Source organism: Cellulophaga baltica, from assembly GCF_018861125.1.
GTDB classification, from domain to species: domain Bacteria; phylum Bacteroidota; class Bacteroidia; order Flavobacteriales; family Flavobacteriaceae; genus Cellulophaga; species Cellulophaga baltica_A.
Window position 1 is genome coordinate 57,531 of the sequence record NZ_JAHKQN010000029.1, and the last position, 24,493, is coordinate 82,023.

Below are 24,493 nucleotides of genomic sequence, written 5' to 3' on the forward strand. Positions count from 1 at the left end.
TCTGGCTTTTTTATTTTTATTAAAAGTTAAACAAACAGAAAGCAATCATCACAATTTTTAACCTCACCATAATACGTTTCTCTGTATTTGTGTAAAGTCTTTATTTTAATGCCTAAAAAATACTTTTGTACATAAGTAACTTTAGTATTTAAACTACCCATTTTTACACTGTGTCTCTGTTCTGTTTTTGTTTCTCTTTTAATGTGTATTAACTTCATAAAAATTTATTGATTTTAAGGCATTAGTATATGATAATGATAGAGTATTCCTAAAATAAAATGTTAAGGTTTTGTTAACGCTTTTATAGCAGGTAAATAAACATATTCAGCCATTTTCTAAGAGCTTAAATACCTGTGTACGTTATTAAATTAACTGTTCTAACGCATCGTTAATAGTTTTTCTTAGGGGGTTATTGATTTCTGAGTTTAAATTTGTGCAATTTCATATGAAGAAGTTATCTTTAAGTGGATTTAAAAATTTGACATATGAGTTTTGATAATATTTTAGTTAAAGAGAAAAATAATATTGCAACAGTGACTATTAATCGTCCAACAAAATTAAATGCATTAAATAAAGCTACTATTCAAGAGTTGCACCGTGCTTTTAAAGCACTTAATAAAGATAAAAGAGTAAAGGTAATTATTGTAACGGGTAGTGGAGAAAAAGCCTTTGTTGCTGGTGCCGATATCGCAGAATTTTCTGATTTTTCAGTAAATGAAGGAGAAAAACTAGCAGCTAAAGGACAAAAAAAATTATTTGATTATGTAGAACAACTAAATACGCCAGTAATTGCAGCTGTAAATGGTTTTGCTTTAGGTGGCGGATTAGAGTTGGCAATGGCAAGCCACTTTAGAGTTGCTAGCGATAATGCTAAAATGGGTTTACCCGAAGTTTCTCTGGGAGTTATTCCTGGTTATGGTGGTACGCAACGTTTACCGCAATTAGTAGGTAAGGGTATTGCTAACGAAATGATCATGACCGCTGGTATGATTGATGCAACAAAAGCCCTTTCGATAGGTTTGGTAAATTATGTAGTACCTCAAGAAGAATTATTACCCTTATGTGAGAAATTAGCAGGTAAGATATCGAATAATTCATCTGTTGCGATAAGTTATGCAATAAAAGCAATAAATGCTGGTTTTAGTAGTGATACAGATGGTTTTAAAGAAGAAATTAAAGCTTTTGGAAATTGCTTTGGTACTTCCGATTTTGAAGAAGGAACAACAGCATTCTTAGAAAAAAGAAAAGCAAAATTTGAGTAAGCCACTGTTTAACCTAAAATCTTAAAATTATGCCTACTTTGCGTTACAACAAGTTATTCATCTTGTTTTTCTTCGCTTTTATGTGCTTTTCCCAAGCTCAAGAAATGCCGATATCATATACTTTTGGTGAAAAGTATAGCGATAGATATAAATATTCAAATTTATTAACCACAGCACCAGATGGTAAAGGCGGTAGCATCTTAATTAGGTCTTACTATACAGGAATTATATTAAAGCCTAAAGGATATTTTATAGAACACTATAATGAGAATCTTGAACTAATAAATACCTACAATTACAAGATAAAGGATGTTGATTATGTAGATGCATTTGTAAAAAATGGTCAAGTTTATCTATTGTTTCTAGAATATAATTATAATGCTGAGGCATATGAGTATTCTGTGCACAGAAGTCCGTTTGATGAATTTAATTTTACCATTGATAAAATACTAAGTATTGATTCGAAACCCGTAGAACAACCGCTAGATCGTAACTACTACAATAGAAATTTTACATCAGGTTTTACAACAACCGTTCTTTTTAATAAAGAGAGGACTGCTTTTGCAATTAGTTCGCATCACAAAAAAGGAAAAGATAATAAACATATTATTCATGTTTTTGATTCTGGTTTAAATAAAATATTTGAGCATGATTTTTCAGGTGAAGTAGAAACAAAAAACTATGCTTTTGAAAACATGGAAACTTCAAAAGATTTAAAGCAGGTGTACTTAACGGCTAAAGCCTATTTTAAAAAGAAACGTTTTACGGCTAATGAGCGTAAGTTTCAATATGAATTATTACAAATATCAGATGCAGGAGGCAAAATTCAAAATTTTGCAACTCCTGGTAAATTACCAGAAGCACTTACACCAATTGTTAAAAATGGTAAAGTTATTTGTGTTGGTTTTTTTGCAACTAGAAAAGACAATAGATACAATGGTATAGTTTATTATGATATAGACTCAGCAACAATGAAAATTAATGAAGAGAAATATCATAATTTTTCAGAACAATTTATGGTTGATAAATTTGGTTTAGATTCGGATAAGATTATTAAGAATCTTGTTTTTAAAGGTGTTGAGGTAACTAAAGACGATTACATTCTATTCAATGCTGAAGAATACTTCGTAACAACAAGTACACAAAGTGATCCTTCTGGTTCTCGTTTAAAAATTGATCGTTTTCATTATAATGATATTGTGAGTGTTAAATTAGATCCGCAGGGTGAGATGGTCTGGGCAAGAAATATTAATAAAACAGAAGTTACTCAAGGCGACCCAGCGTATACTTCGTATTGTTCATACACAAAAGGTACTGATACTTACTTTTTTATAAGTACAGCTAGTGAAAATCCTCAGAAAATTGGTGACGATCGTATTCTTTTTAAGCAAGGTTTGAGTAGAAATAGAAATGTGTTTGTCATTAAATTAGATGAGAACGGTCATATGAATTATGAAAAAGTAATTGATAGTAAAGAAGCCAGATTACCTTTGATGGTATCTATTCCTTTAATTGACACAGCAAATGATAAACTTTTGTTCTATGCTAAAAGAGGGACTAAAAAGCAACAAGTAAAGGTCAGTTTTGACTAAGCAAAAAAATGTTTTATAAAGTATGAAAGCCATTTTCTCCATTAGAAAATGGCTTTTTTAATAAAATTTAAATTTTAACTAAAATAAAATCTAAAATAAGTATTTATTCCATAATTTTGGATTAATTCCAAATATTATGACTAATAAAAGTATTTTAAGAGGTAGGGGTGCACAGCAAAATAGTTCAAATAAATTTTTAGAATTTAGTTACGAACAACGTGATGATTTTTTAGAATTTTGTAGATTAGAAGGTGAGGAAGCTGATAAAAATAAGACAAAATATATTCCTATTTTTCCTAAAACAATAGTAAATAAAGTTACTAGCCCCGATATTGGAATGGAGTTCTCTATGAACCCTTATCAAGGCTGTGAGCACGGTTGTATTTATTGTTATGCACGTAACACACATGAGTATTGGGGTTATAGTGCAGGTTTAGATTTTGAAAGAATTATTTTGGTTAAAAAAGATGCTCCTAGACTATTGGAGGATAAATTAAAAAGTAAAAGATGGAAAGCAACTACAATTGTGCTTTCAGGAAATACAGATTGTTACCAGCCTGCAGAAAAACAATTTGAGATTACTAGAGCATGTTTAAAAGTGTTTTTAAAGTATAAACATCCAGTGAGTATTATCACTAAAAATGGATTGATTTTACGAGATTTAGATATTTTAAAAGAATTAGCAAATGATAATTTAATTGCCGTAAATATATCCATCACATCATTATCTGAAAAAACGAGAAGAATTTTAGAACCCCGAACAGTTTCCATTAAAAAACGATTAGAAACTGTACGTATTTTATCAGAAAATAAAATTCCTGTAAATACTATGTTAGCTCCAATAATACCAGGAATAAATAGTCATGAAATTTTAAACTTAGCAAAGGCTGTTTCTGATAATGGAGCTTTGTCTTTTGGGTTTACTGTCGTACGTTTGAATGGCGCTATAGGGCAAATATTTACCGATTGGATTCATAAAACACTGCCTGATAAAGCAACTAAAGTATTACATCAAATTGAAGAATGCCATGGTGGCACTTTAAATGATAGTCGTTTTGGACTTCGGAATAGAGGTGAAGGTAAAATTGCAACTCAAATTCATGATTTGATGACAATGGCTAAGAAAAAATATTTTAACAATAAAACTAGACCATTACTAAATACTAAGCTACACGAACAGTTTAAAGACGGGCAATTTAAATTGTTTTAATTTTTTAAAATTGAGAATTCCACTCTTTGTAAAACTGCTCTAAATAATTAAGCATAAACTGGTGTCGTTCTTCAGCAATAGCTTTCCCAGTTTTAGTATTCATTTTATCTTTAAGAAGAAGAAGTTTTTCGTAAAAATGATTAATGGTAGGGGCAGAAGATTTTTTATACTCCTCTTTAGTCATATTCAAATTAGGTGCAATATCAGGATTGTATAAAGGTCTGTTTTTAAATCCTCCATAATTAAAAGTACGTGCAATTCCAATGGCTCCAATAGCATCAATCATATCAGCGTCTTGTATGACCTGCAGTTCTAATGAATTGAATTTCTTTGAGCCTTTTTCAAGACTATTTTTAAAAGAGATATTCTCAATTATTTTTACAACGTGTGTAATTACTTTTTTATCAATGGCTAAGGCTGTTAAAAACTCTTTAGCTAGTTTAGGGCCAACAGTTTCATCACCATCAAAAAACTTAGCATCAGCAATATCATGTAATAGCGCACCTAAGCTTACAACTAAAACATCAATCTCTTTTTCGTCTTTAGCAATTAATAGTGATGTTCTAAATACACGTTGGATATGAAACCAATCGTGTCCACCTTCGGCACCTTGTAAAGTTTCTCTAACAAAAGCGATAGTTTCTTCTACAATGGCAGTGTTGGTCATTTATCTAAAATTATTCCTGAGGTTACTGTATTTTCTATTTGATTAAGAAGTTGCTCAAAATCACCTGTATTTTCAATTGGTTTATGAACATCAAGTGTAATATTATTACCAATTCCATTAGGGAATTTACCATACCGTAGCATTTTCCATGAGTTGTTTATACTTATAGGAACTATTAATGCTGACGGCGCATTTTTCATCAATAACTTTAAGCCCGTAGTTTGAAATTTTTTAGGCTCACCAGTTCTACTTCGAGTTCCTTCTGGGAAAATAACTGCACTTCTGTTATGATCTTCTATATACTTACCAAGCTTAACAATTTGACCTAATGCTTGTTTGCCATCATTTCTGTCAATTAAAACAGAGCCTCCATGAACAAGATTAAATGATACACTCGGTATATTTTTACCTAATTCAATTTTACTAACAAACTTTGGATGGTATTTTCGCATCCCCCAAATTATTGGTGGAATATCGTGCATGCTTTGGTGATTGGCAACAATTATTAATGGTCTTCCTTCTGGAATTTGATGTGGATTATTAAAGGTATAGTAGCTTCCCAAAATATAAGAACACCTCATTAAGCTTAGGTTTAGTAAACTCACAGTTTTTTTAAGGGCATTATAGCCAAAAACATGAAAAGCAACCCATTGTAAAGGATGAAAAATTAGTAAACACAATCCAAATGCTAATTGGTAGAGTATGCTTAATGGATATGCTAGAATTTTTTGCATCTCACAAAAATAAAAAACCGCTCCTTTTATAGAGCGGTTTTTGGTAAAATATTTTAATACTATTTTATACTAACAAAATTCATCGTAAGCAGACATTAAGTTTTCTGCAATTACTTCAGCTGGTCTACCTTCAATATGATGTCGCTCAATCATATGAACTAACTCACCATTTTTAAATAATGCCATACTTGGTGACGATGGAGGAAAAGGAACCATTAAGCTTCTTGCCTTATCTACAGCATCAAAATCTACACCAGCAAAAACAGTAACAATATTATCTGGTTTTTTGCTATTTGTAAGACTAAATTTAGCAGCTGGTCTTGCGTTAGCAGCAGCACAGCCACAAACTGAGTTTACAACTACTAAAGTTGTTCCGTCAGCATTTACAGCTTTTTCAACAGCTTCAGCTGTATGTAATTCTTCAAACCCAGCAGAGGCTAGGTCTTCTCTCATTGGTTTTACTAATTCTGCAGGATACATAATTATATATTTTAATCAATTAAAAATCTAGTTAAGTTATCAAAGATAAGTAATTTGTCGTAGTTCTTACTTTTCCTTAACTTTTCGTTACACTATTTTTTGTGATTGATTATTATATCTTTGGGAAAAATTATTTTAAAAAAATGAAGTGGATCTTTCTTATTGTAATATTCTATTTTCTTCAAAGGTTATTTAGTAGCTCAAAAACAACTTTTACAGCACAAAAATCAAGACCTGTAAGCCCTGCAGATTTTGAATTAAATTTATTGTCATTATGTTCACTTGTTATAAAAGCGGATGGTAAAGTTACACAGAGTGAAATGGCTTATGTACAGGGATATTTTGTAAGTACTTATGGAAAGGAGAAAGCAAATGCTATATTCAGAGTTTTTAATGATGTTGTAAAGAAAAAAGAAGTTTCGGTTTCTAACATTTGCAATTATATGAATATGAGAACTAGTCCAGAGGTTCGTTTGCAATTGGTACACTTTTTATTTGGTATTGCTCAAGCAGACGGTAACGTTAGTAGTGCTGAGATAAATAAAATACAAGAGATTGCAGATTATTTAAGAATAGGTAAAAATAGTTTTGAGAGTGTAAAGGCTATGTTTATTAAATCTGCTGATAATTCTTATAAAGTATTAGAGATTGAAAAAACTGCCACTGATGATGAAGTGAAAAAGGCTTATAGGAGTATGGCAAAAAAATACCATCCAGACAGGGTAAATACCGAAAACGAAGCGATTAAAAAAGGAGCTGAAGAAAAGTTTAAGGAAGTTCAAAAAGCTTATGAAACTATTCAGAATGAAAGAGGTTTAAATTAAAAAATATTTAATAATGTCAGAATTTTGGTTTTATTTAAAACTTGGTTTAGATCATGTGCTTGATTTTGCAGCATACGATCATATTTTATTTTTATCAGTTTTAGCAATTCCGTTTACTTTTAAAACTTGGAAAAAAGTTGTTGTGTTAGCAACAGTATTCACAATTGCACATTGTTTATCATTAGCTTTATCAGCTTTTGAGATTTTAGAAGTTGATGTAAGTTTAATTGAGTTTTTAATACCAGTAACTATTGTTCTTACAGCTATTTATAATATTATTTACGTGCGTACTAAAATTGAAAATAGAAGTATTCTGTTTCATGCAGGCGCCACAGCTCTTTTTGGATTAATACATGGTTTTGGCTTTTCAAACTATTTTAAAATGTTAATGGTTGAAGAAGAAGATAAGGTTACTCCGTTATTGGGTTTTGCATCAGGTATTGAATTGTCGCAATTAAGCATTATACTTTCAATATTAATGATAGCATTTTTAACTCAAGAAGTAGCTAAATTAAAACAGTCATTATTTATTATTGGAGCATCAATTGTGATAATTTTCATTACTATTCCAATTTTAATTGAGACCTTTCCTTTTTGATTTTTGGTTAAAATTAACCATCTGTGGTTGTGAAGGTTGTAGAAAGCAGGTATCTTAGTCATTTATTTCCAAAAATATGAAGTCTATAAATTTTGGAAATATATTTTAATTCATGAAAGATTCAAAGCAAAAAAAATACGATAAAGCTTATTTAAGAATGGCATTAGAATGGGGTAAACTTTCATTCTGTGAGCGTAAAAAAGTAGGGGCAATTATTGTAAAAGACAGAATGATTATTTCTGATGGTTACAACGGTACACCAACTGGTTTTGAAAATTTTTGTGAAGATGATGAAGGGTATACCAAATGGTATGTATTACATGCAGAAGCAAATGCAATATTAAAAGTAGCTTCGTCAACCCAATCATGTGATGGAGCAACGTTATATATTACATTGTCGCCCTGTAAAGATTGTAGTAAGCTTATTCATCAATCGGGTATAAAACGTGTCGTGTATCAAAATGCATATAAAGATGATTCTGGACTCCAGTTTCTAAAAAAAGCAGGAGTTGAATTAGCGCATCTTCCTGAAATCGAAGCCAATTCATAATATAAAATATGAAGAAAAATCAACAATATATATGGCCCACAATTCTTGCGGTAACTCTAGCAATTGGGGTTTTTATTGGAGGAAAACTTCATTTTAATGATACACCAGAAAAATTATTCACGACTAATTCTAAAAAAGATAAGCTAAATAGGCTTATTGATTATATTGATTATGAGTATGTCGATGATATTAATACCGATAGTATTGTTGATGTGGCTGTAAATAATATTTTAGATAAGTTAGATCCACATTCTGTCTATATCCCTAAAGAAGACATGGCAAAAGTCTCCGAGAGTATGAAAGGGGATTTTGTAGGTATTGGTATCAGTTTTTTTATGGAAAACGATACCATTGCTGTAGTTAGAACAATTGAAGGTGGACCAAGTTATAATAAAGGCATCCTACCTGGTGATCGTATTTTAATGGCTGACAATGATTCATTATTCGGTCAGAATATGGCAAATACATCAATCATTGATAAATTAAAAGGAAAAAAGGGAAGTGCTGTAAAGCTTAAAATTTATCGAGAACAAGAAGATAAAACATTTACGGTTAATGTAAAAAGAGATGATATTCCTTTAAAAAGTGTTGAAGCGGCTTATATGTTAACCAATGACATGGGGTATATAAAAGTAAATCGTTTTGCAGAATCTACTTATAAAGAGTTTAAAGAGGCCTTGTCTAGTTTGCAAAATCAAGGTGCGGAAAAGCTGACCTTAGATTTAAGAGATAACCCAGGTGGTTATTTAACCATTGCCGAGCAAATGGCCGATGAATTTTTACAAGATGATAAGCTAATTTTATTTACAAAAAACAAAAAAGGTAAAATTGATAAGTCATTTGCAACCAGTAAAGGCTCTTTTGAAGATAAACCAATTTATGTACTAATTAATGAACGCTCGGCATCTGCAAGTGAAATTATTGCAGGAGCATTACAAGATAATGATACAGGTACTATTGTGGGTAGGCGTTCTTTCGGTAAAGGATTAGTGCAACGTGAAATGGAACTGGGTGATGGCTCTGCAGTGCGTTTAACAATATCGCGTTATTATACACCAACAGGTAGATCTATTCAAAAAGATTATGCGAATGGAAATAAAGATTATTACCAGAAATTTACAGACCGTTATGCTAGTGGAGAACTAGTATCTGTTGATAGTATTAAAGTTGCCGATTCTTTAAAGTTCATCACACCTAAAGGAAAAGTTGTTTATGGTGGTGGTGGTATTATTCCTGATGTGTTTGTTCCAATTAGTAATTACGATGAAGAAACAGTAAACTCTTTATTGAATGTGGGTATTATGTCTCGCTTTGTTTTTAATCATCTCGAAGAAGATAGAACGCGATATAAAGATTATGAAGAACAAGATTTTATCAAGAATTTTAAAGTAGATAATGTTTTGTTTGAAAAGTTTGTCAATTACATGCAACAATTTGGCGCTCAAGCCGGATCTGCTGATTTGTTTTATAATTTAGAGGATAAGATTAAACTTTACATAAAAGCATCGTTAGCAGAGCAGTTATTTAACCCGAATGCTTATGCTATAATCAAAGATCAAGATGATGATATGCTAAAAAAAGTGTTAGAGCTTGATAGCAATCAAGAAATGGAATTAGAAAAAGTAGTAGAGGATTAATTATCTTCTACTTTTTTCTGAATTTTTTTTGATATCATAAAGATAAGTAAAAGCACAATAGCACATAGAGCGGCAACTATTCCGATAAGTGCAACCATACTATCACCTTCAAATAAATTATCAAAATTTAGTATGGTTGCATTGTAAATGATCAAACCAGTAGCAATTATAATTAGGATAATATTTATTATTTTATTCATTGTAATAAATTTAAATTTTTAGTAGCTTAAAAAAGCTCATTTATGTTTGCGGCGAATAGTTTTACAGCTATAGCAAGTAAAATTACACCAAAGACTTTTCTAATAACACTAAGACCAGCTTGACCTAGTATGTTTTCTATTTTTTTTGATGATTTTAATACAATGTAAACAAATACCATATTTATTAAAATACCTACAATAATATTTTCAACGTAATACTCTGCTCGCAATGATAATATAGAAGTCATTGTACCAGCACCTGCAATTAAAGGGAATGCAATTGGTACTATTGAAGCACTTTCAGGTTCATCATCATTATATAATGTAATGCCTAAAATCATTTCTATAGCTAAGAAAAAGATAATAAAAGAACCCGCAACGGCAAAAGAATTAACGTCAATACCGATAATACTTAAAATTTTATCACCCACAAATAGAAAGGCAATCATAATTAATGAAGCAACTAATGATGCTTTTTCTGATTGTATATGTCCAACTTTATTACGCAAACCGATGATTATAGGAATACTTCCTAAAATATCAATAACAGCAAAAAGTACCATTGTTGCAGTAGCAATTTCTTTAAGATCAAAACGTAAACCCATATCAAGTAATTTGTATGCAAATTTACATTATAAATCAAGTAAAGGAAGTTATAGCTATAAATAAATTTAGATAAAGTATCTTTGTATTTTATAACAAGTAGTATGTTTCAGATAGGAAAAACCCTGATATCAGAGGAAATTATAGAGAATGATTTTGTTTGCAATATAACCGCATGTAAAGGTGCTTGTTGTATTGATGGAGATGCAGGGGCTCCGCTTGATGAAAAAGAAACGGAGATTTTAGTAGATATTTACCAAGATGTAAAACCTTTTTTAAGACCTGAAGGTATTGCTGTTATTGAAAAAGAAGGTGCTTTTGTAAAGGGTGAAGATGGTGAGTGGGAAACTCCTTTAGTTAATGGTAGTGAATGTGCTTATGTAGTTTTTTCTAAAAATGGAACTGCTAAATGTGCATTAGAAGATGCTTATAATGAAGGAATAACTACATGGAAAAAACCCGTTTCATGCCATATGTACCCTGTTAGAATACGCGAATATTCAGAATTTACAGCTGTAAATTATCATAAGTGGCATATTTGCGATGATGCATGTTCTTTGGGGGCTGAATTACAAGTGCCTATTTATAAATTTGTAAAAGAAGCTTTAGTGCGTAAATTTGGCGAAGAGTGGTATACGGAATTGGAGCAAGTAGCTAATGATATGGCTAAATAGTAGGGAGTGAAATTACTACTTTTGTACCACAAGGGGTATCTGTATTATCATAAAGGTCGATAATTTCCACATCAAAAGAATTGTGGTAATCTTTTGAGAAATTATATAAACGTTCTTTTGTGATATTTATACCGATTGATTTTCTTTTTAAAACCTTATTTTCTTTTATCACTTCAGAAGCTCCTCGGCCAATACCATTATCTGTAATAGTGATTATATTAAAATAATCATCTTTAGAAAAAACATCTAATCTGATTTTTTTTTCTCCTATTTTTGAAGATAAGCCATGCCAAATTGCATTTTCTAAAAAGGGTTGTAGTATTAAAGAAGGAATTTTAATATGTTCTGTATCAATGTTTTTTTCTACTTTAATTTGAAAATCTATTTCGTTTGAAAATCTAATATTTTCAATATTCATATAAAGTTCAATAGTTTCTAATTCGTCAGATAAAGAGATTTCTTTTAGTGTAGAAGCTTCAAGAATTTTGCGTACTAGTTTTGAAAATTTATTTAGATAATAAACTGCATTTTTAGTTTCATTATTAATAATATACAGTTTTATAGAATTTAAAGAGTTGAATAAAAAATGAGGGTTCATTTGACTCCTTAGCATAGTTTGTTCAAGGGTTAATAATTTTTTCTCACTTTTTAGTTGAAACTGTCGGTATAGTATGTAGAGTATTAAAGCAAGAAGAGCTAAAGAAAGCAAACTAACTAAAATAGTATTTTCATTTTTTTTAAGTTCGAGTCTTACTCTTTCATTTTCACGAGCTAAAGCCTCAATTTGGCTATTCTTCTTCTCAGTATCATACCTAAACAGAATATCATTTACGTATTTGATATTTGTTTCATTATTGATAGTTTCATCAATTAATTTTGCTTTTTTATAATATTGTAGTGACTTTTTATAATCCTTTTTTATAGAATATAATTCTGATAGGTGACTATAGCCTAAAACTTGAGATTTAGGGGAATTATGTTCTTTTGCCAAAAATATCCCATTTAATAAGTGGTTTTCAGCACTTTTGTATTCTTTGAGTTGTATTTGAGCCATTCCTAAATTTAAGTAGATAGATGCGGCCAGATAATTATTATTAGCTTTTTGGGCTTCTTTTAATGTGGTTTTTAATAATTTTTTTGCTTCAATGGTTTTGTTTTGTTTTATATAAACCTGTGCTATATAATTATTGCAAATTAACTTTCCTATATCATTATTAATTTGACTGCTGTATGTGTAACTTTTTTTATAATATTTAAGAGCTAAATCCAATTGACCCAATTCTTCATAACAAGTGCCAATATTTTGATTGTTTACCGCTAGGCCGATAGCGTTTCCAATATTTTCGTCTTGTTTTAATGAAGTATTGAATTTTTCTATTGCAATTTGATATTGCTTCAAAGACAAATATATATTACCAATATTATTTAGTGCGAAAGTTATATTTCGTTTTACTTGATAATTTGGTTCTTTTTCTAATTCTCCTAATTCTAAAGCTCGTTGAGCATAATCTAATGAGGTTTTTATAGCATCAATATACTTGTAAGAGAGGCTTAGCATATTTAGACTGTACAGTTGTAAAACAACATTATTAGCTTGTTTAGCTATTTTTAATGCTTCTTTGTGATGGTTTATCCCTTTTTGTAATTGTGACGTATTTCTGTATTTATTACCCAAGTGATTTAAGGCATATGATTGGCCTTCTAAATAATTATTCTTTCTAGAGATTTTTAAAAAGTAATTAAGTAGAATTGTGTCGTATTTTACGTTATTTAATTTTTTGTTGAGAGTATCATATTTTTGTGGTGTTGAAGCAACTATGCTATCAACTTTATTTTTAAAGTTTTGAGGTATTTGTTGTGATAATGAATAATTTATATTAAAAAATATAAAATAGACACAGAGTTTTTTAATTGTTTTATACTTTGGTTGTATTGACATGCGTCTATTTATTTTAAGCTGAAAACAAAGTATCATTCAAAACTACAAAAGGTCTAGAAAATCAGATTTTTTTTGTCTTGATACTGGTATTTTTTGATTGTTTTCTAAAACAATGTATCCTTCTGCTTTATAAAATTCTTTTACTTTAGTTAAATTTATTATATATGAATTATGGACTCTAAAAAAAGTGTCATCTGGTAAAATTTCATTGACTTCTTTTAATTTTTTAGTAATCACAATTTTGGTTTCATCACATAGAAAAATGGTGCTGTAGTTTCCATCAGATTCTATATATGAGATTTCTTCATTGCGTAAAAATAGTATCTTACCATCAGCATTTATGGTTATTTTTTTTTGAGTTTGGCTTTCGTGAAAATTTAAAAGAATTTGTTCTAATTTATCTGGTGTAAAATGTTTTGTGTTAAATTTTTTTATTTTTTCAACTGTAGCGTTCAAATCATCAGAATCAATAGGCTTTAATAAATAATCAATCGCTTCATTTTTTAAAGCTTTAATAGCATATTGATTGTATGCAGTTGTAATAACCACAGGAAAATCTCTATTACTTAACCTCTGCATGAATTGAAAACCATCCATTGTAGGCATTTCTATGTCTAAAAAAAGACAGTCTGGTATGTTTTTATTATTGTTTAAATATGATAATGCTTCAATAGGATTTGTAAATGATGCTACAATATCAATCTCGTTACTGAAGTTAGTGAGCTCCCAGGTTAAACTTTGGAGAGCCTTTGCTTCGTCATCTACGATTACAGCTTTTAACATGTTTGTTCGGTATAAAGTATTGGGTGTTTCAAAAATAAGAGTATTTTTTAATTATTTAATGTTCAATGTGTAATTGGTTAGTTTTTAAGTGTAGTTGGTTAAAATATCCCATTTTATTTTTGTAATAGTTATATTACTTATTTGGTTTTAGGATTACCATTTATACAGTTTTTTATACCATTTATACATTCCAATTCTTTAAAATATTAAATAATCTTATTTTAGTACTGTAAAACAATGAGTTAAATAAAAACTGCTGAATTTTTATTGAATAAATAATCAAATTTTATAAAAGAAGTGAACATGTTTTTAGCAATAGTTTTATTTATGGTTTTAATAGTTCTTATAGCTATTATACTTTTCACTGAAAATAATTAAGACCTAATAATTATTAACTTATTTAGATAATAATCAATTTACAATAAAAACTGTCAAGCCAATTAATACTATTGAGTATAAGCTATATGTAATAAATTTAATTACTGAGTTCTGAAATTTATTTTCAGGTATTTGATTTTTAGGTTTCGGGGGGAACTTCCTAAGTCAATAAAAAGTCGTTAATGAACAAATTTTACTATGGCGATTTAATAGTATGGTTTGGCAGTGTTGTAAATTTCAATTATTTTAGTTTAAGATATTTAAAATATAATTTAAATTAAAACACCTCCCAAAGACATTGTCTTTGGGAGGTGTTTTGTTGAAAACAACTTTGTACTACATAAAAAATAAAAAAACCCAAACATCAGCTTGGGTTTCAATCTTATAAAATTTTAAAAGAGGTTATTGTTAAAAATTTGATTTTAGTAACTCTCTATTCATTCTTGCAATGTTTTCTAATGAAATTCCTTTTGGGCATTCAACTTCACAAGCTCCTGTATTTGTACAGTTACCAAAGCCTTCTAAATCCATTTGTGCAACCATGTTTCTAACACGATCAGTTGCTTCAACTTGCCCTTGCGGTAACAATGCGTATTGAGATACTTTTGCGCCAACAAAAAGCATTGCAGAAGAGTTTTTACAACTTGCAACACAAGCACCACAACCAATACAAGTTGCAGCATCCATTGCTTCATCAGCAGCATGCTTAGAAATAGGAAGTGAGTTGGCATCTTGTGTATTACCAGAAGTATTTACAGAAATGTAACCACCAGCGTGCTGAATACGATCAAATGCACCTCTATCAACAACTAAATCCTTTAATACAGGAAAAGCTTTTGCTCTAAACGGTTCAATTGTAATTGTGTCGCCATCTTTAAACATACGCATATGTAATTGGCAAGTAGTTACACCTCTATCTGGTCCGTGAGCTTCACCGTTTATGTACATAGAACACATACCGCAAATACCTTCACGACAATCATGATCAAATGCTACTGGCTCTTCACCAGAATTAATTAACTGCTCGTTTAAAACATCCATCATTTCTAAGAAAGACATGTGTTCTGAGATCTCAGTCACTTTATAATCGACCATTTTACCTTTCGACTGGGCATCTTTTTGACGCCAAATTTTAAGTGTTAAATTCATAATGTCTATCTTATTTGTATGAACGTTGTTTTAATTCGATTTCATTGAACTCTAGCTCTTCTTTGTGTAAAACAGCTTCGCCAGGCTCTCCTTTATATTCCCAAGCTGAAACAAAAGCAAACTCTTTATCGTTACGTTTTGCTTCACCTTTTTGTTCGCCATCTAACTCTACAGATTCTTCTCTAAAGTGACCACCACAAGATTCTTCTCTTGCTAAGGCATCTTTTGCAAACAACTCTCCTAATTCTAAGAAATCAGCCACACGACCAGCTTTCTCTAATTCGTTATTAAACTCGTCTGCTTTACCAGGTACACTAACATTTTTGTAAAAATCTTCACGTAAAGCTTTAATTTCTACCATTGCCTCTTTTAAGCCAGTTGCGTTACGAGACATTCCACATTTCTCCCACATAATATTACCAAGTTTTTTGTGGTAATAATCTACTGAGTGAGAACCTTTGTTATTTACAAAGAAGTTAATTTTATCAGTTACTTCTTTCTCAGCTGCATCAAATTCAGGTGAATCCGTTGGAATTTTTCCTGTTCTAATTTCATGAGAAAGATAATCTCCAATTGTATAAGGTAATACAAAATAACCATCTGCTAAACCTTGCATTAGGGCTGAAGCTCCTAATCTATTTGCACCATGATCAGAGAAGTTTGCTTCACCAATACAGTATAAACCATCTACAGTAGTCATTAAGTTATAATCAACCCAAACACCACCCATTGTATAATGCACTGCAGGGTAAATCATCATTGGTGTTTTATATGGATCCTGATCTACGATTTTTTCGTACATCTGGAAAAGGTTACCGTATTTAGCTTTAACTATTGCAGCACCAAGTTCATATATTTTAGCAGCAGAAGCATTTTTGATGTTATGAATTTTAGCTTGTTCTTTACCATATCTTTCAATAGCAGAAGCAAAATCTAAATAAACAGCTTCACCTGTAGCATTCACACCATAACCAGCATCGCAACGTTCTTTTGCGGCACGTGATGCAACATCACGAGGTACTAAGTTACCAAATGCAGGATATCTTCTTTCTAAGTAATAATCTCTCTCGTCTTCAGACAAATCAGTTGGCTTTTTCTTGCCTTCACGAATTGCCATTACATCATCCATATTTTTAGGAACCCAAATACGGCCATCGTTACGTAAAGACTCAGACATCAATGTTAATTTAGACTGATAATCTCCTGAACGTGGAATACAAGTTGGGTGAATTTGTGTGTAACAAGGGTTGGCAAAAAATGCACCTTTTTTGTGTATTTTCCAAGCGGCAGTAGCATTAGAACCCATTGCATTAGTAGATAAGAAATAAACATTTCCATATCCACCAGAAGCAATAACTACAGCGTGAGCTGAATGACGTTCTATTTCACCAGTAACTAAGTTACGTGCAATAATACCACGAGCTTTTCCATTAACTTTAACAACATCTAACATTTCATGACGGTTGAACGGAGTAATTTTACCACGTGCAATTTGTCTGTTCATTGCAGAATATGCTCCTAACAATAATTGTTGTCCTGTTTGACCTTTTGCGTAGAAAGTACGAGATACTAATACGCCACCAAATGAACGGTTATCAAGTAATCCGCCATAATCACGTGCAAAAGGAACTCCTTGAGCAACACATTGGTCAATAATATTTGCTGAAACTTCTGCTAAACGATAAACGTTTGCTTCACGAGAACGATAATCACCACCTTTTACGGTATCATAAAATAAACGGTAAGTTGAGTCACCATCACCCTGATAGTTTTTCGCGGCATTAATACCACCTTGAGCAGCAATTGAGTGAGCTCTACGTGGTGAATCTTGGTAGCAAAATGTTTTTACATTATAGCCTAGTTCTGCTAAAGTTGCAGCAGCTGAACCACCTGCTAATCCTGTTCCAACTACAATAACATCAATATTACGTTTGTTGGCAGGGTTAACTAAATCAATATGATTTTTATAATCAATCCATTTATCCTTTAATGGACCTTTTGGTACTTTTGAGTCTAATACAGACATAAGTATATGGTATTAATGATTAAAATGATGATAAATTGCGATGAATATAAATCCTAATGGGATTATAATAGCATACGCTTTACCAAAAATTTGTAACTTTTCTTTTCTCATTGACGTTACGCCTGCAGATTGAAATGCAGAACTAAAACCGTGCATTAAGTGTAATGATAAAAACACAAAAGCAATTACATATGCAATAACGCGTATTGGATTTACAAACTTATGAACAAGCTCTTCGTAATAACGAAAGCTTTCTCCGTCAGCCAATAACCCAGACATATTGCCTTGAATGTATTTTGTGTTTAATTCTGGTAACCAGAAATCAATAAAGTGAAGCACTAAAAAGGCTAAAATAGCCAATCCGCTATAAATCATGTTTCTACTCATCCAGCTAGAATTAGCTGCTCCGTTATTTTTAGCGTACTTTACTACTCTAGCATTTTTGTTTTTAATTTCTAAATAGAAACCCATCACAAAGTGATAAATTACTCCAAAAATTAAAATGGGTTGCAATAAATATTGAACAGCCCAAAAAGTCCCCATAAAATGTGACGCTTCATTAAAAGCATCAGGACTAAAAACTGACAAAATATTAATGGCAAAATGCTGAAGTAGAAAAAACATTAAAAAGAAAGCAGAAAGCGCCATTGCATACTTTCTACCAATCGAAGATTTAAAAAATCCGCTCATTAGTTGTTTATTTTTTATACAAATCTAAACCACAAACGAATTATTAGCAAACTTTAATGCTGTATATTGTGCTTATTTAGAATGAAAATAAGTAACTTTTTAAGAATTTGGTTATTTTTCACTATAACGATTGAGAAAAGTTATAAAATTACACTTTAAAAGGTTTCGAATGCTAATTTTAAGTTCTCAAATTACAAACCTAATAGTTGGTTATTGGTGTGTCAAATTAAAATATTTTACAAATAGTAACTTTAGGACGTCTTTTTTTTACTTTAATCATAGTAATTCAATTTAGTAGTTTAATTAAAGAATTCTAAAACAAACTATTTAGTATTTTTCACTCTAAATCTTTTAACTGAATTGAAAGTGCTTTTGTTGACATTTGAACTTCAATAAAAGATAGAATTAAGGATGCCATTAGTGAAAAAAGACTAAAACCAAATACAAGTTTTGCCCAAAAATTTAATTCCACATAAATTAAAAACATAGTAATTACCGCCAGTAAAAAACTGAGTATGGCAACTGCTTGCATGTTTTTAATTATTGTTAGCCTTTGTCTTAATTTTTTTACTTGTAAACTAATAGAATGCAATTCTGTTTCTTGGTATTTTTGATGCAATTGTCTTATTAAAGCGGCAATTGCCAAATATCTCGCATTGTATGCAAGCATAGTTAATGATATTGCGGGAAATAATAATGAAGGAATACTAAGAGAAAGCTCCATATTTTATTCTATTATAAAATTTATAGTTTCTGTTGTATACTTATTTTTCACTTTTACAGTGTAACTTCCTTTAGGTAAGTAAGTTTTACCATCAGAAGCAGTCTTTAATTCTGTCTTTACCTTTTTTAAATAATTAGCTTTACCAGCCTTTGAAAAAGAAACATCATAAGATAAAATATTAAATCCTTTTGATGCTTCAAGTGTAGTTTCACTAACTGTTACACCACTTGAGCTTAATATTGAAATATCATATACATTTGGTTTATTAGTATAAAATGTAATATCTACACCTGGTGTATTTGGTTTTCTCCAACTATTTCTTGTTTCTCCCCATTTGCCAGAGTGTTTAATAGTATCAATAGCGAATATATGTAGATTTTTTGATGAAATTTCAGGTGTCATTAATTCTAATTTAGAAATATCTGTTCTGTAAATACTTCTACCATGTGTGCCGACAATTAAATGTTTTACATCTGGTTGAATTACTAAATCATGCACTGCAACATTAGGTATTCCACTTTGAAAATTTTCCCATAGCGCTCCTTTGTTAAATGAAAGGTATAATCCGTTGTCAGTACCAATAAGTAACAAATTTTCATTTACTGGGTCTTCAATAATTACATTTACTGGTGAGGCAGGAACATTATTTGTAATACTTTGCCAAGTTTTACCATAATCTTCACTGCTATAAATATAGGGGCTAAAATCATCGTTTCTATAACCGTTTAGTGTTGCATAAACACGACTTTTTTTATGCTTTGAAGCAATGACTCTACTTACCCACAAATCTTTTGGAAGTGAAGTTGCTATATTTACCCAACTATTTCCGCTATCGTCGGTTCTTTGAATAAGTCCGTCATCACTACCAGTATATATTAATCCAAATTTAAAAGGAGATTCTGATATAGTAGTTAGGGTGCCGTAAGCAACATTTCCTGGTTTTCCACCTTGAGTTAGGTCTGTTGAAATAGTTTCCCAGTTGTCCCCTTTATTTAACGAACGGTGTAATTTATTACTTCCTAAATATAATATGTCTTGGTTGTGTGGTGATAACAAAATAGGTGTTTGCCAATTAAAACGATAGGCTTCATCTTCCGATTCTGGTTTGGGTTGAATATATTCTCTTGTATCATTTTCTAAATCTAACCTATAATAATTTCCGAATTGATACCCTGTATATACAATATTTGAGTTGCGATTGTCTATTTGTACTTGCATGCCATCACCACCCATAATAGATTTCCAAGGGTAATCTCCAGACTGATGCCAAGCTTCATTCTCGGTTACATTGCTTGGTCCTTTCCAAACACCATTATCTTGCAAGCCACCGTATATGTTATAAGGTGTTTCATGATCAATATTAACGGCATAAAATTGACCGACTGCATTTGGGTTGTTTTTTATCCAACTTTTGCCATCGTCGTATGAAATGTTGACACCGCCATCATTTCCGTTAATTAAATGACCTGGCATTTGTGGATTCACCCAAACATAATGATGGTCTGAATGTACATTTCTAGCACTTATTGAACTGTACGTTTTTCCAGCATCTTCAGATTTTATAACTGGTACGCCTGATAGGTATACTTTATCAGCATTACTAGGGTCGATACTTATTTGTCCAAAATAATAACCATAGCTATAGTATAAGTCATCAATAAAGTCTAAGTTTTGCTTTGTCCAGGTTTTTCCTGCGTTATTACTACGATAAACTTCAGCCCCAATAACAGGAGTTTCAAATACTATCGGATTTACACTTTTTAAATAATCTTCTATTTCATTAGGCTTAACGAACCCACTTCTAATTAGTTGTTTAATGTTTTCTGCCCTGTGTTTTTCTTGAAAATTATTGTTTTTAATAAATGAATTTAAAGTTTTGCCAGGTAAGCTTAATACTTGCTCAGGTGTCATCGTATTAAGTTCTTTGCTTTTTAAATTTTTAGAAGAATCAACAGGTCTTCTGTTTTGATTGTCATGTACAACATAAACAGTGTTTTCATCAAAAACAGCAAGTCCAATTCTCCCAACTCCTTCACCTGTAGGGAAACCACTTTCTGGGCTAGAAATTTTAGTCCAAGTTTCACCAGCATCAGTACTCTTATAAATTCCAGAATTTGTTCCATTGCCAGAAAAATTCCAAGCTTTTCTATCTTTTTCCCAAGCAGTAGCGTAAATCGTATTAAAATTATGTGGTGCAATCGCTACATCAATTATACCTGTTACTGCATTTATATAAAGTGTTTTTTTCCAAGTTTTACCACCATCAATAGTTTTAAAAATACCTCGTTCTTCGTTTGGAGAGTATAAATGACCTGTAGCACCAACAACTACTTCATCAGGATTTTTAGGGTTAATTATAATTCTACCAATATGATGAGAATCCTTAAGTCCCATATTTTGCCAAGATACACCTGCATTTGTCGATTTTAAAATGCCTATACCTGCATAAGAAGATCGTGAAGCATTATTTTCACCAGTTCCAACCCAAATGGTGCCATTTTTCCAATCAACAGCAATATCTCCAATATTTTGTGTTTCAGCATTATCTAAAACGGGTGTAAATGTTGTTCCGTTATTTTTAGTATACCAAAGTCCGCCTGAAGCATAGGCGACGTAAAATTCTGTTGGATCATCAGAGTTAACCGCAATATCAACAACGCGACCACTCATTACAGATGGTCCTATATTTTCAAATGGAATATTTTTTAAAATAGAAATATTGTTCAATTTGTCTTTCTCTTTTAAAGCGATTTCAACTTTTTCAGATGAAGTAGGTGTAATTTGTGCATTTGTTAGTGAAATTGAAAGTAAAAAAAAGGAAAGTAGTTGTTTTTGCATCTTAGTTATAATTAGTCTTTGGAAAGTTAAGAAAACTATACCAAAAAAAGGAAACCAAACGGTCTACTTTTTCTTTGGTCTCTTTTATAATTCATACTTTTGATGAGCTATTACAAAATAAAATTTGTGAGAGGAGTAGAGGTCTAAATTTTAATAAAATAGAATCATATGAAGTACGATAGTATAAGCAGTAATTTATTCATTAAGAATAGAAAAAAGTTCATGGCTCAAATGAGGTCGAAAAGTATTGCTGTTTTCAATTCAAATGATATTTACCCTATAGGTGCAGACAGTACATTACCTTTTGAACAACACAGAGATATTTTTTATTTATCGGGTGCAGATCAAGAGGAGACAATACTTCTTTTGTTTCCTGAGGCAAATGATGAAAAACACAGAGAAATATTATTTGTTCGTGAGACCAATGAACATATTGCTGTTTGGGAAGGAGAGAAATTAACTAAAGAAAGAGCAACTGAAGTTTCTGGTATTGAAACTATATATTGGTTAACGGACTTTGATCGCGTGTTTTTTGATTTAATGACAGAAGCAGATATCATTTACTTTAATACAAATGAGCATTACCGTCAGGCAGTAGAAACGCAAACAAGGGAAGATCGTTTTATTCAGAAGTGTAAAATGCAATTTCCGGCACACCAATACGCAAAAAGCAACCCTATTTTACAAGAAATACGAGGTGTAAAAGAGCGAGAAGAAATTGATTTGATGCAAATTGCTTGTAATATTACGGAGAAAGGTTTTAGAAGATTGTTAGGTTTTGTAAAGCCAGGTGTTTTTGAATATGAGATAGAAGCAGAGCTACTGCATGAATTTATTAGAAACAAATCAAAAGGGTTTGCTTATACGCCAATAATAGCATCAGGCAACAATGCTAATGTGTTGCACTATATTGAGAATAATCAAGAATGTAAAGCAGGCGATTTAATACTAATGGATGTTGCTGCTGAATATGCGAACTATTCAAGTGATTTAACACGTACAATTCCTGTAAGTGGTAAATTTAATGACAGGCAAAAAGAGGTTTACGAAGCTGTACTTCGTGTGAAAAATGAAGCTACAAAAATGTTAGTTCCTGGAACTATTTGGGCTGAATATCATAAAGAATGTGGTAAAATAATGACTTCAGAATTATTAGGCTTAGGCTTATTAGATATGGCGGATGTTCAAAATGAAAATGCTGATTGGCCGGCCTATAAAAAATATTTCATGCATGGTACTAGTCACCACATTGGTTTAAATACACATGATTATGGGGCATTAAAAACACCTATGAAAGCAAATATGGTTTTCACAGTAGAACCAGGTATTTATATTCCAGAAGAAAAATTTGGTATTCGCCTTGAAGATGATGTTGTAATTCAAGAAAAAGGAGCGCCTTTTAATCTAATGGCTAATATTCCTATTGAGGTAGATGAAATTGAAACTTTAATGAATAGCTAAATAAGCTATAGTTTTATAAATAAAAAACGACCCAATTTTGGGTCGTTTTTGGTTAAAAGTAATTTTGTTTTTACATTCTAGGTAAAACTACAGTATCAACTACGTGTATAATTCCATTTGATTGGTGAACATCTGCAATAATAACAGTTGAAACATTTTCGTTAGCATCTTTCAATTTTAATGATTTACCATTCATCATGGCAGTTAACATATCGCCATTTACGGTTTTAAAAATAGCCACTCCTTTTCCTTTTTTAATAGCTTTAATAATACTTTTAGCATCATGGTTTCCTGCAAGCACATGGTATGTTAAAACGGCTTGTAGTTTTTTCTTGTTTTCAGGTTTTAATAAAGTTTCAACGGTGCCTTTTGGTAGTTTTGAAAAAGCATCATTGGTAGGAGCAAATACTGTAAAAGGTCCTTCGCCTTGTAAAGTTTTTACTAAATCAGCAGCCTTAACAGCAGCAACAAGTGTTGTGTGATCTTTGGAGTTTACGGCATTGGAGATTATATCTTTGTTAGGATACATTTCTGCTCCGCCAACCGTTTTGGTTTCCATTTTACCTTTTTTTATCATTGCTTTTTCTTGAGCAAATGTTGAAGTAGCTATAAATAGCATTACTAAACTAATCGATTTTAAAATTGTACTAGATTTCATATTTTATGTTTTTATTTGATTACGCTTTACCTACGGAAGAAATATATGATGGGTTTGGTTTTTAATGATATAATTTTAGATTAGGTACAAACAAATTGATTTAACTTGCAGAAAAACTATTAGTTAAATATTATAAACTTTTGGTTTTGTAGCTTTGAGTTTTTTATATACCTAAATTAGAATGACAGAAATAATAACCACTATATTTTTTTTGATAGCAGTAATTGATCCGTTAGGATCGGTTCCTGTTTATCTTGAAGCGACTAAAAATTTTGATAAACACCATAAAAGAAAAATTGCCATACGCGCTTCAATTGTAGCTTTTGGTGTTTTGTTATTCTTTATTATTATAGGGCAGTTAATTCTGGAGGGTATGGCGGTTTCATTAAATGCTTTTCAAATATCAGGAGGTGTAATTTTATTTCTATTTGCTTTAACAATGATATTTGGTGATGGTAAACCAGAAAGTGAAAAAAGTCAAATTTCAGATTATAAACATGTAGCAATTTTTCCAATAGCAATACCTTCAATTGCATCTCCAGGGGCAATTATGGCTGTGGTATTAATGACGAATAATAACTTATACACCATTCAGCAACAAGCAGTAACTACCGTTTTGGTTGTTTTGGTTATTGGTCTTACCTGTGTATTGTTATTAGTAGCTAATATTGTTCAGAAAAAAGTGGGAGAATATGGAATTACTGTAATTAGTAAAATTATGGGTTTAATATTGGCATCATATGCTGTGCAAAGTATTTTAGGTGGACTTCGTGATTTTTTTACAGTTTTGCATTAACGCTTTGTTCGTAGTCAAAA

Annotated in this window: 24 protein-coding genes; 10 read left to right on the plus strand and 14 right to left on the minus strand. The window is 31.1% G+C overall.

Translation table 11 applies throughout. The annotated features are described in order from the left end of the window. Positions 1-26: 26 nt before the first annotated feature. Entirely contained in the window at positions 27-218 is a 192-nt protein-coding gene (locus KO500_RS14345) for a hypothetical protein (protein WP_215957253.1), read from the minus strand. Positions 219-485: 267 nt separating this feature from the next. Here KO500_RS14345 and KO500_RS14350 point away from each other — a divergent pair, with 267 nt between their 5' ends. The 3 genes from KO500_RS14350 to KO500_RS14360 all read left to right on the plus strand — a co-directional run bounded on the left by KO500_RS14350 (position 486) and on the right by KO500_RS14360 (position 4,064). Then, positions 486-1,262: an enoyl-CoA hydratase/isomerase family protein gene (locus KO500_RS14350; RefSeq protein WP_215957254.1), complete on the plus strand. Its 777-nt coding sequence runs from the start codon at positions 486-488 to the stop codon at positions 1,260-1,262. Between the two features lie 104 nt (positions 1,263-1,366). Then, positions 1,367-2,854: a hypothetical protein gene (locus KO500_RS14355; RefSeq protein ID WP_252732528.1), complete on the plus strand. Its 1,488-nt coding sequence runs from the start codon at positions 1,367-1,369 to the stop codon at positions 2,852-2,854. Between the two features lie 136 nt (positions 2,855-2,990). Continuing rightward, positions 2,991-4,064 (plus strand): PA0069 family radical SAM protein, encoded by a 1,074-nt coding sequence (locus KO500_RS14360; RefSeq protein WP_215957255.1) that lies wholly within the window; start codon positions 2,991-2,993, stop codon positions 4,062-4,064. Positions 4,065-4,068: 4 nt separating this feature from the next. On the opposite strand, the gene KO500_RS14365 is transcribed toward KO500_RS14360, so the two are convergent. The 3 genes from KO500_RS14365 to KO500_RS14375 form a co-directional block, all read right to left on the minus strand. Then, positions 4,069-4,731, minus strand: a complete 663-nt coding sequence (locus tag KO500_RS14365; protein WP_215957256.1) for an HD domain-containing protein — start codon at positions 4,729-4,731, stop codon at positions 4,069-4,071. Next, the gene (locus tag KO500_RS14370; protein WP_215957257.1) at positions 4,728-5,465 is read right to left on the minus strand and encodes a lysophospholipid acyltransferase family protein; all 738 of its coding nucleotides are present in this window, start codon (positions 5,463-5,465) and stop codon (positions 4,728-4,730) included. Before KO500_RS14370 ends, KO500_RS14365 begins: the two co-directional genes overlap by 4 nt. 69 nt (positions 5,466-5,534) lie before the next feature. Continuing rightward, complete coding sequence (locus KO500_RS14375) at positions 5,535-5,945, minus strand: BrxA/BrxB family bacilliredoxin (protein ID WP_215957258.1); 411 nt, start codon at positions 5,943-5,945, stop codon at positions 5,535-5,537. A gap of 143 nt (positions 5,946-6,088) precedes the next feature. Here KO500_RS14375 and KO500_RS14380 point away from each other — a divergent pair, with 143 nt between their 5' ends. From KO500_RS14380 to KO500_RS14395, 4 genes are all read left to right on the plus strand, one after another. Next, positions 6,089-6,769 (plus strand): TerB family tellurite resistance protein, encoded by a 681-nt coding sequence (locus KO500_RS14380; protein ID WP_215957259.1) that lies wholly within the window; start codon positions 6,089-6,091, stop codon positions 6,767-6,769. Between the two features lie 13 nt (positions 6,770-6,782). Next, positions 6,783-7,367 carry a HupE/UreJ family protein gene (locus KO500_RS14385; protein WP_215957260.1) on the plus strand — a complete coding sequence of 195 codons (585 nt, stop codon included), beginning with the start codon at positions 6,783-6,785 and terminating at the stop codon, positions 7,365-7,367. A gap of 112 nt (positions 7,368-7,479) precedes the next feature. Then, complete coding sequence (locus tag KO500_RS14390; protein ID WP_215957261.1) at positions 7,480-7,917, plus strand: deoxycytidylate deaminase; 438 nt, start codon at positions 7,480-7,482, stop codon at positions 7,915-7,917. An 8-nt stretch (positions 7,918-7,925) separates the two neighbouring features. Next, positions 7,926-9,554, plus strand: a complete 1,629-nt coding sequence (locus tag KO500_RS14395; RefSeq protein WP_215957262.1) for a S41 family peptidase — start codon at positions 7,926-7,928, stop codon at positions 9,552-9,554. Here the strand turns inward: KO500_RS14395 and KO500_RS14400 are convergent. Then, positions 9,551-9,754: a hypothetical protein gene (locus KO500_RS14400; protein WP_215957263.1), complete on the minus strand. Its 204-nt coding sequence runs from the start codon at positions 9,752-9,754 to the stop codon at positions 9,551-9,553. The two genes, KO500_RS14395 and KO500_RS14400, sit on opposite strands and share 4 nt — an antisense overlap. Positions 9,755-9,780: 26 nt before the next feature. Next, on the minus strand, positions 9,781-10,359 hold the full coding sequence (locus KO500_RS14405) for a MarC family protein (protein ID WP_215957264.1): 579 nt from the start codon (positions 10,357-10,359) through the stop codon (positions 9,781-9,783). A 102-nt stretch (positions 10,360-10,461) separates the two neighbouring features. Between KO500_RS14405 and KO500_RS14410 the strand changes: the two genes are divergently transcribed. Continuing rightward, positions 10,462-11,031: a DUF3109 family protein gene (locus KO500_RS14410; protein ID WP_215957265.1), complete on the plus strand. Its 570-nt coding sequence runs from the start codon at positions 10,462-10,464 to the stop codon at positions 11,029-11,031. Here KO500_RS14410 and KO500_RS14415 read toward each other — a convergent pair. From KO500_RS14415 to KO500_RS14445, 7 genes are all read right to left on the minus strand, one after another. Then, positions 11,024-12,970, minus strand: a complete 1,947-nt coding sequence (locus tag KO500_RS14415; protein WP_215957266.1) for a tetratricopeptide repeat protein — start codon at positions 12,968-12,970, stop codon at positions 11,024-11,026. The two genes, KO500_RS14410 and KO500_RS14415, sit on opposite strands and share 8 nt — an antisense overlap. Positions 12,971-13,012: 42 nt before the next feature. Further along, the gene (locus tag KO500_RS14420; protein ID WP_215957267.1) at positions 13,013-13,753 is read right to left on the minus strand and encodes a LytR/AlgR family response regulator transcription factor; all 741 of its coding nucleotides are present in this window, start codon (positions 13,751-13,753) and stop codon (positions 13,013-13,015) included. Positions 13,754-14,539: 786 nt separating this feature from the next. Continuing rightward, positions 14,540-15,280: a succinate dehydrogenase/fumarate reductase iron-sulfur subunit gene (locus tag KO500_RS14425; protein ID WP_215957268.1), complete on the minus strand. Its 741-nt coding sequence runs from the start codon at positions 15,278-15,280 to the stop codon at positions 14,540-14,542. Between the two features lie 10 nt (positions 15,281-15,290). Beyond that, positions 15,291-17,306, minus strand: coding sequence for a fumarate reductase/succinate dehydrogenase flavoprotein subunit (locus KO500_RS14430; protein ID WP_215957269.1), 2,016 nt, complete (start codon positions 17,304-17,306; stop codon positions 15,291-15,293). A 12-nt stretch (positions 17,307-17,318) separates the two neighbouring features. Beyond that, the gene (locus KO500_RS14435; RefSeq protein ID WP_215957270.1) at positions 17,319-17,996 is read right to left on the minus strand and encodes a succinate dehydrogenase cytochrome b subunit; all 678 of its coding nucleotides are present in this window, start codon (positions 17,994-17,996) and stop codon (positions 17,319-17,321) included. Positions 17,997-18,333: 337 nt separating this feature from the next. Further along, complete coding sequence (locus tag KO500_RS14440; protein ID WP_215957271.1) at positions 18,334-18,720, minus strand: DUF2721 domain-containing protein; 387 nt, start codon at positions 18,718-18,720, stop codon at positions 18,334-18,336. Between the two features lie 3 nt (positions 18,721-18,723). Next, entirely contained in the window at positions 18,724-21,558 is a 2,835-nt protein-coding gene (locus tag KO500_RS14445) for a VPS10 domain-containing protein (RefSeq protein ID WP_215957272.1), read from the minus strand. Positions 21,559-21,726: 168 nt separating this feature from the next. Here KO500_RS14445 and KO500_RS14450 point away from each other — a divergent pair, with 168 nt between their 5' ends. Further along, complete coding sequence (locus KO500_RS14450) at positions 21,727-23,019, plus strand: aminopeptidase P family protein (RefSeq protein ID WP_215957273.1); 1,293 nt, start codon at positions 21,727-21,729, stop codon at positions 23,017-23,019. A 70-nt stretch (positions 23,020-23,089) separates the two neighbouring features. Here the strand turns inward: KO500_RS14450 and KO500_RS14455 are convergent, their stop codons facing one another. Next, positions 23,090-23,677 (minus strand): fasciclin domain-containing protein, encoded by a 588-nt coding sequence (locus KO500_RS14455; RefSeq protein ID WP_215957274.1) that lies wholly within the window; start codon positions 23,675-23,677, stop codon positions 23,090-23,092. Positions 23,678-23,858: 181 nt separating this feature from the next. On the opposite strand from KO500_RS14455, the gene KO500_RS14460 reads away from it, so the two are divergent. Continuing rightward, positions 23,859-24,473: a MarC family protein gene (locus KO500_RS14460; RefSeq protein WP_215957275.1), complete on the plus strand. Its 615-nt coding sequence runs from the start codon at positions 23,859-23,861 to the stop codon at positions 24,471-24,473. Positions 24,474-24,493: the final 20 nt, after the last annotated feature.

Coding starts and splice junctions, on each gene's coding strand:
- KO500_RS14345 (WP_215957253.1), bottom strand. CDS start 218: ATGAAGTTAATACACATTAAAAGAGAAACAAAAACAGAACAGAGACAC.
- KO500_RS14350 (WP_215957254.1), top strand. CDS start 486: ATGAGTTTTGATAATATTTTAGTTAAAGAGAAAAATAATATTGCAACA.
- KO500_RS14355 (WP_252732528.1), top strand. CDS start 1,367: ATGCCGATATCATATACTTTTGGTGAAAAGTATAGCGATAGATATAAA.
- KO500_RS14360 (WP_215957255.1), top strand. CDS start 2,991: ATGACTAATAAAAGTATTTTAAGAGGTAGGGGTGCACAGCAAAATAGT.
- KO500_RS14365 (WP_215957256.1), bottom strand. CDS start 4,731: ATGACCAACACTGCCATTGTAGAAGAAACTATCGCTTTTGTTAGAGAA.
- KO500_RS14370 (WP_215957257.1), bottom strand. CDS start 5,465: ATGCAAAAAATTCTAGCATATCCATTAAGCATACTCTACCAATTAGCA.
- KO500_RS14375 (WP_215957258.1), bottom strand. CDS start 5,945: ATGTATCCTGCAGAATTAGTAAAACCAATGAGAGAAGACCTAGCCTCT.
- KO500_RS14380 (WP_215957259.1), top strand. CDS start 6,089: ATGAAGTGGATCTTTCTTATTGTAATATTCTATTTTCTTCAAAGGTTA.
- KO500_RS14385 (WP_215957260.1), top strand. CDS start 6,783: ATGTCAGAATTTTGGTTTTATTTAAAACTTGGTTTAGATCATGTGCTT.
- KO500_RS14390 (WP_215957261.1), top strand. CDS start 7,480: ATGAAAGATTCAAAGCAAAAAAAATACGATAAAGCTTATTTAAGAATG.
- KO500_RS14395 (WP_215957262.1), top strand. CDS start 7,926: ATGAAGAAAAATCAACAATATATATGGCCCACAATTCTTGCGGTAACT.
- KO500_RS14400 (WP_215957263.1), bottom strand. CDS start 9,754: ATGAATAAAATAATAAATATTATCCTAATTATAATTGCTACTGGTTTG.
- KO500_RS14405 (WP_215957264.1), bottom strand. CDS start 10,359: ATGGGTTTACGTTTTGATCTTAAAGAAATTGCTACTGCAACAATGGTA.
- KO500_RS14410 (WP_215957265.1), top strand. CDS start 10,462: ATGTTTCAGATAGGAAAAACCCTGATATCAGAGGAAATTATAGAGAAT.
- KO500_RS14415 (WP_215957266.1), bottom strand. CDS start 12,970: ATGTCAATACAACCAAAGTATAAAACAATTAAAAAACTCTGTGTCTAT.
- KO500_RS14420 (WP_215957267.1), bottom strand. CDS start 13,753: ATGTTAAAAGCTGTAATCGTAGATGACGAAGCAAAGGCTCTCCAAAGT.
- KO500_RS14425 (WP_215957268.1), bottom strand. CDS start 15,280: ATGAATTTAACACTTAAAATTTGGCGTCAAAAAGATGCCCAGTCGAAA.
- KO500_RS14430 (WP_215957269.1), bottom strand. CDS start 17,306: ATGTCTGTATTAGACTCAAAAGTACCAAAAGGTCCATTAAAGGATAAA.
- KO500_RS14435 (WP_215957270.1), bottom strand. CDS start 17,996: ATGAGCGGATTTTTTAAATCTTCGATTGGTAGAAAGTATGCAATGGCG.
- KO500_RS14440 (WP_215957271.1), bottom strand. CDS start 18,720: ATGGAGCTTTCTCTTAGTATTCCTTCATTATTATTTCCCGCAATATCA.
- KO500_RS14445 (WP_215957272.1), bottom strand. CDS start 21,558: ATGCAAAAACAACTACTTTCCTTTTTTTTACTTTCAATTTCACTAACA.
- KO500_RS14450 (WP_215957273.1), top strand. CDS start 21,727: ATGAAGTACGATAGTATAAGCAGTAATTTATTCATTAAGAATAGAAAA.
- KO500_RS14455 (WP_215957274.1), bottom strand. CDS start 23,677: ATGAAATCTAGTACAATTTTAAAATCGATTAGTTTAGTAATGCTATTT.
- KO500_RS14460 (WP_215957275.1), top strand. CDS start 23,859: ATGACAGAAATAATAACCACTATATTTTTTTTGATAGCAGTAATTGAT.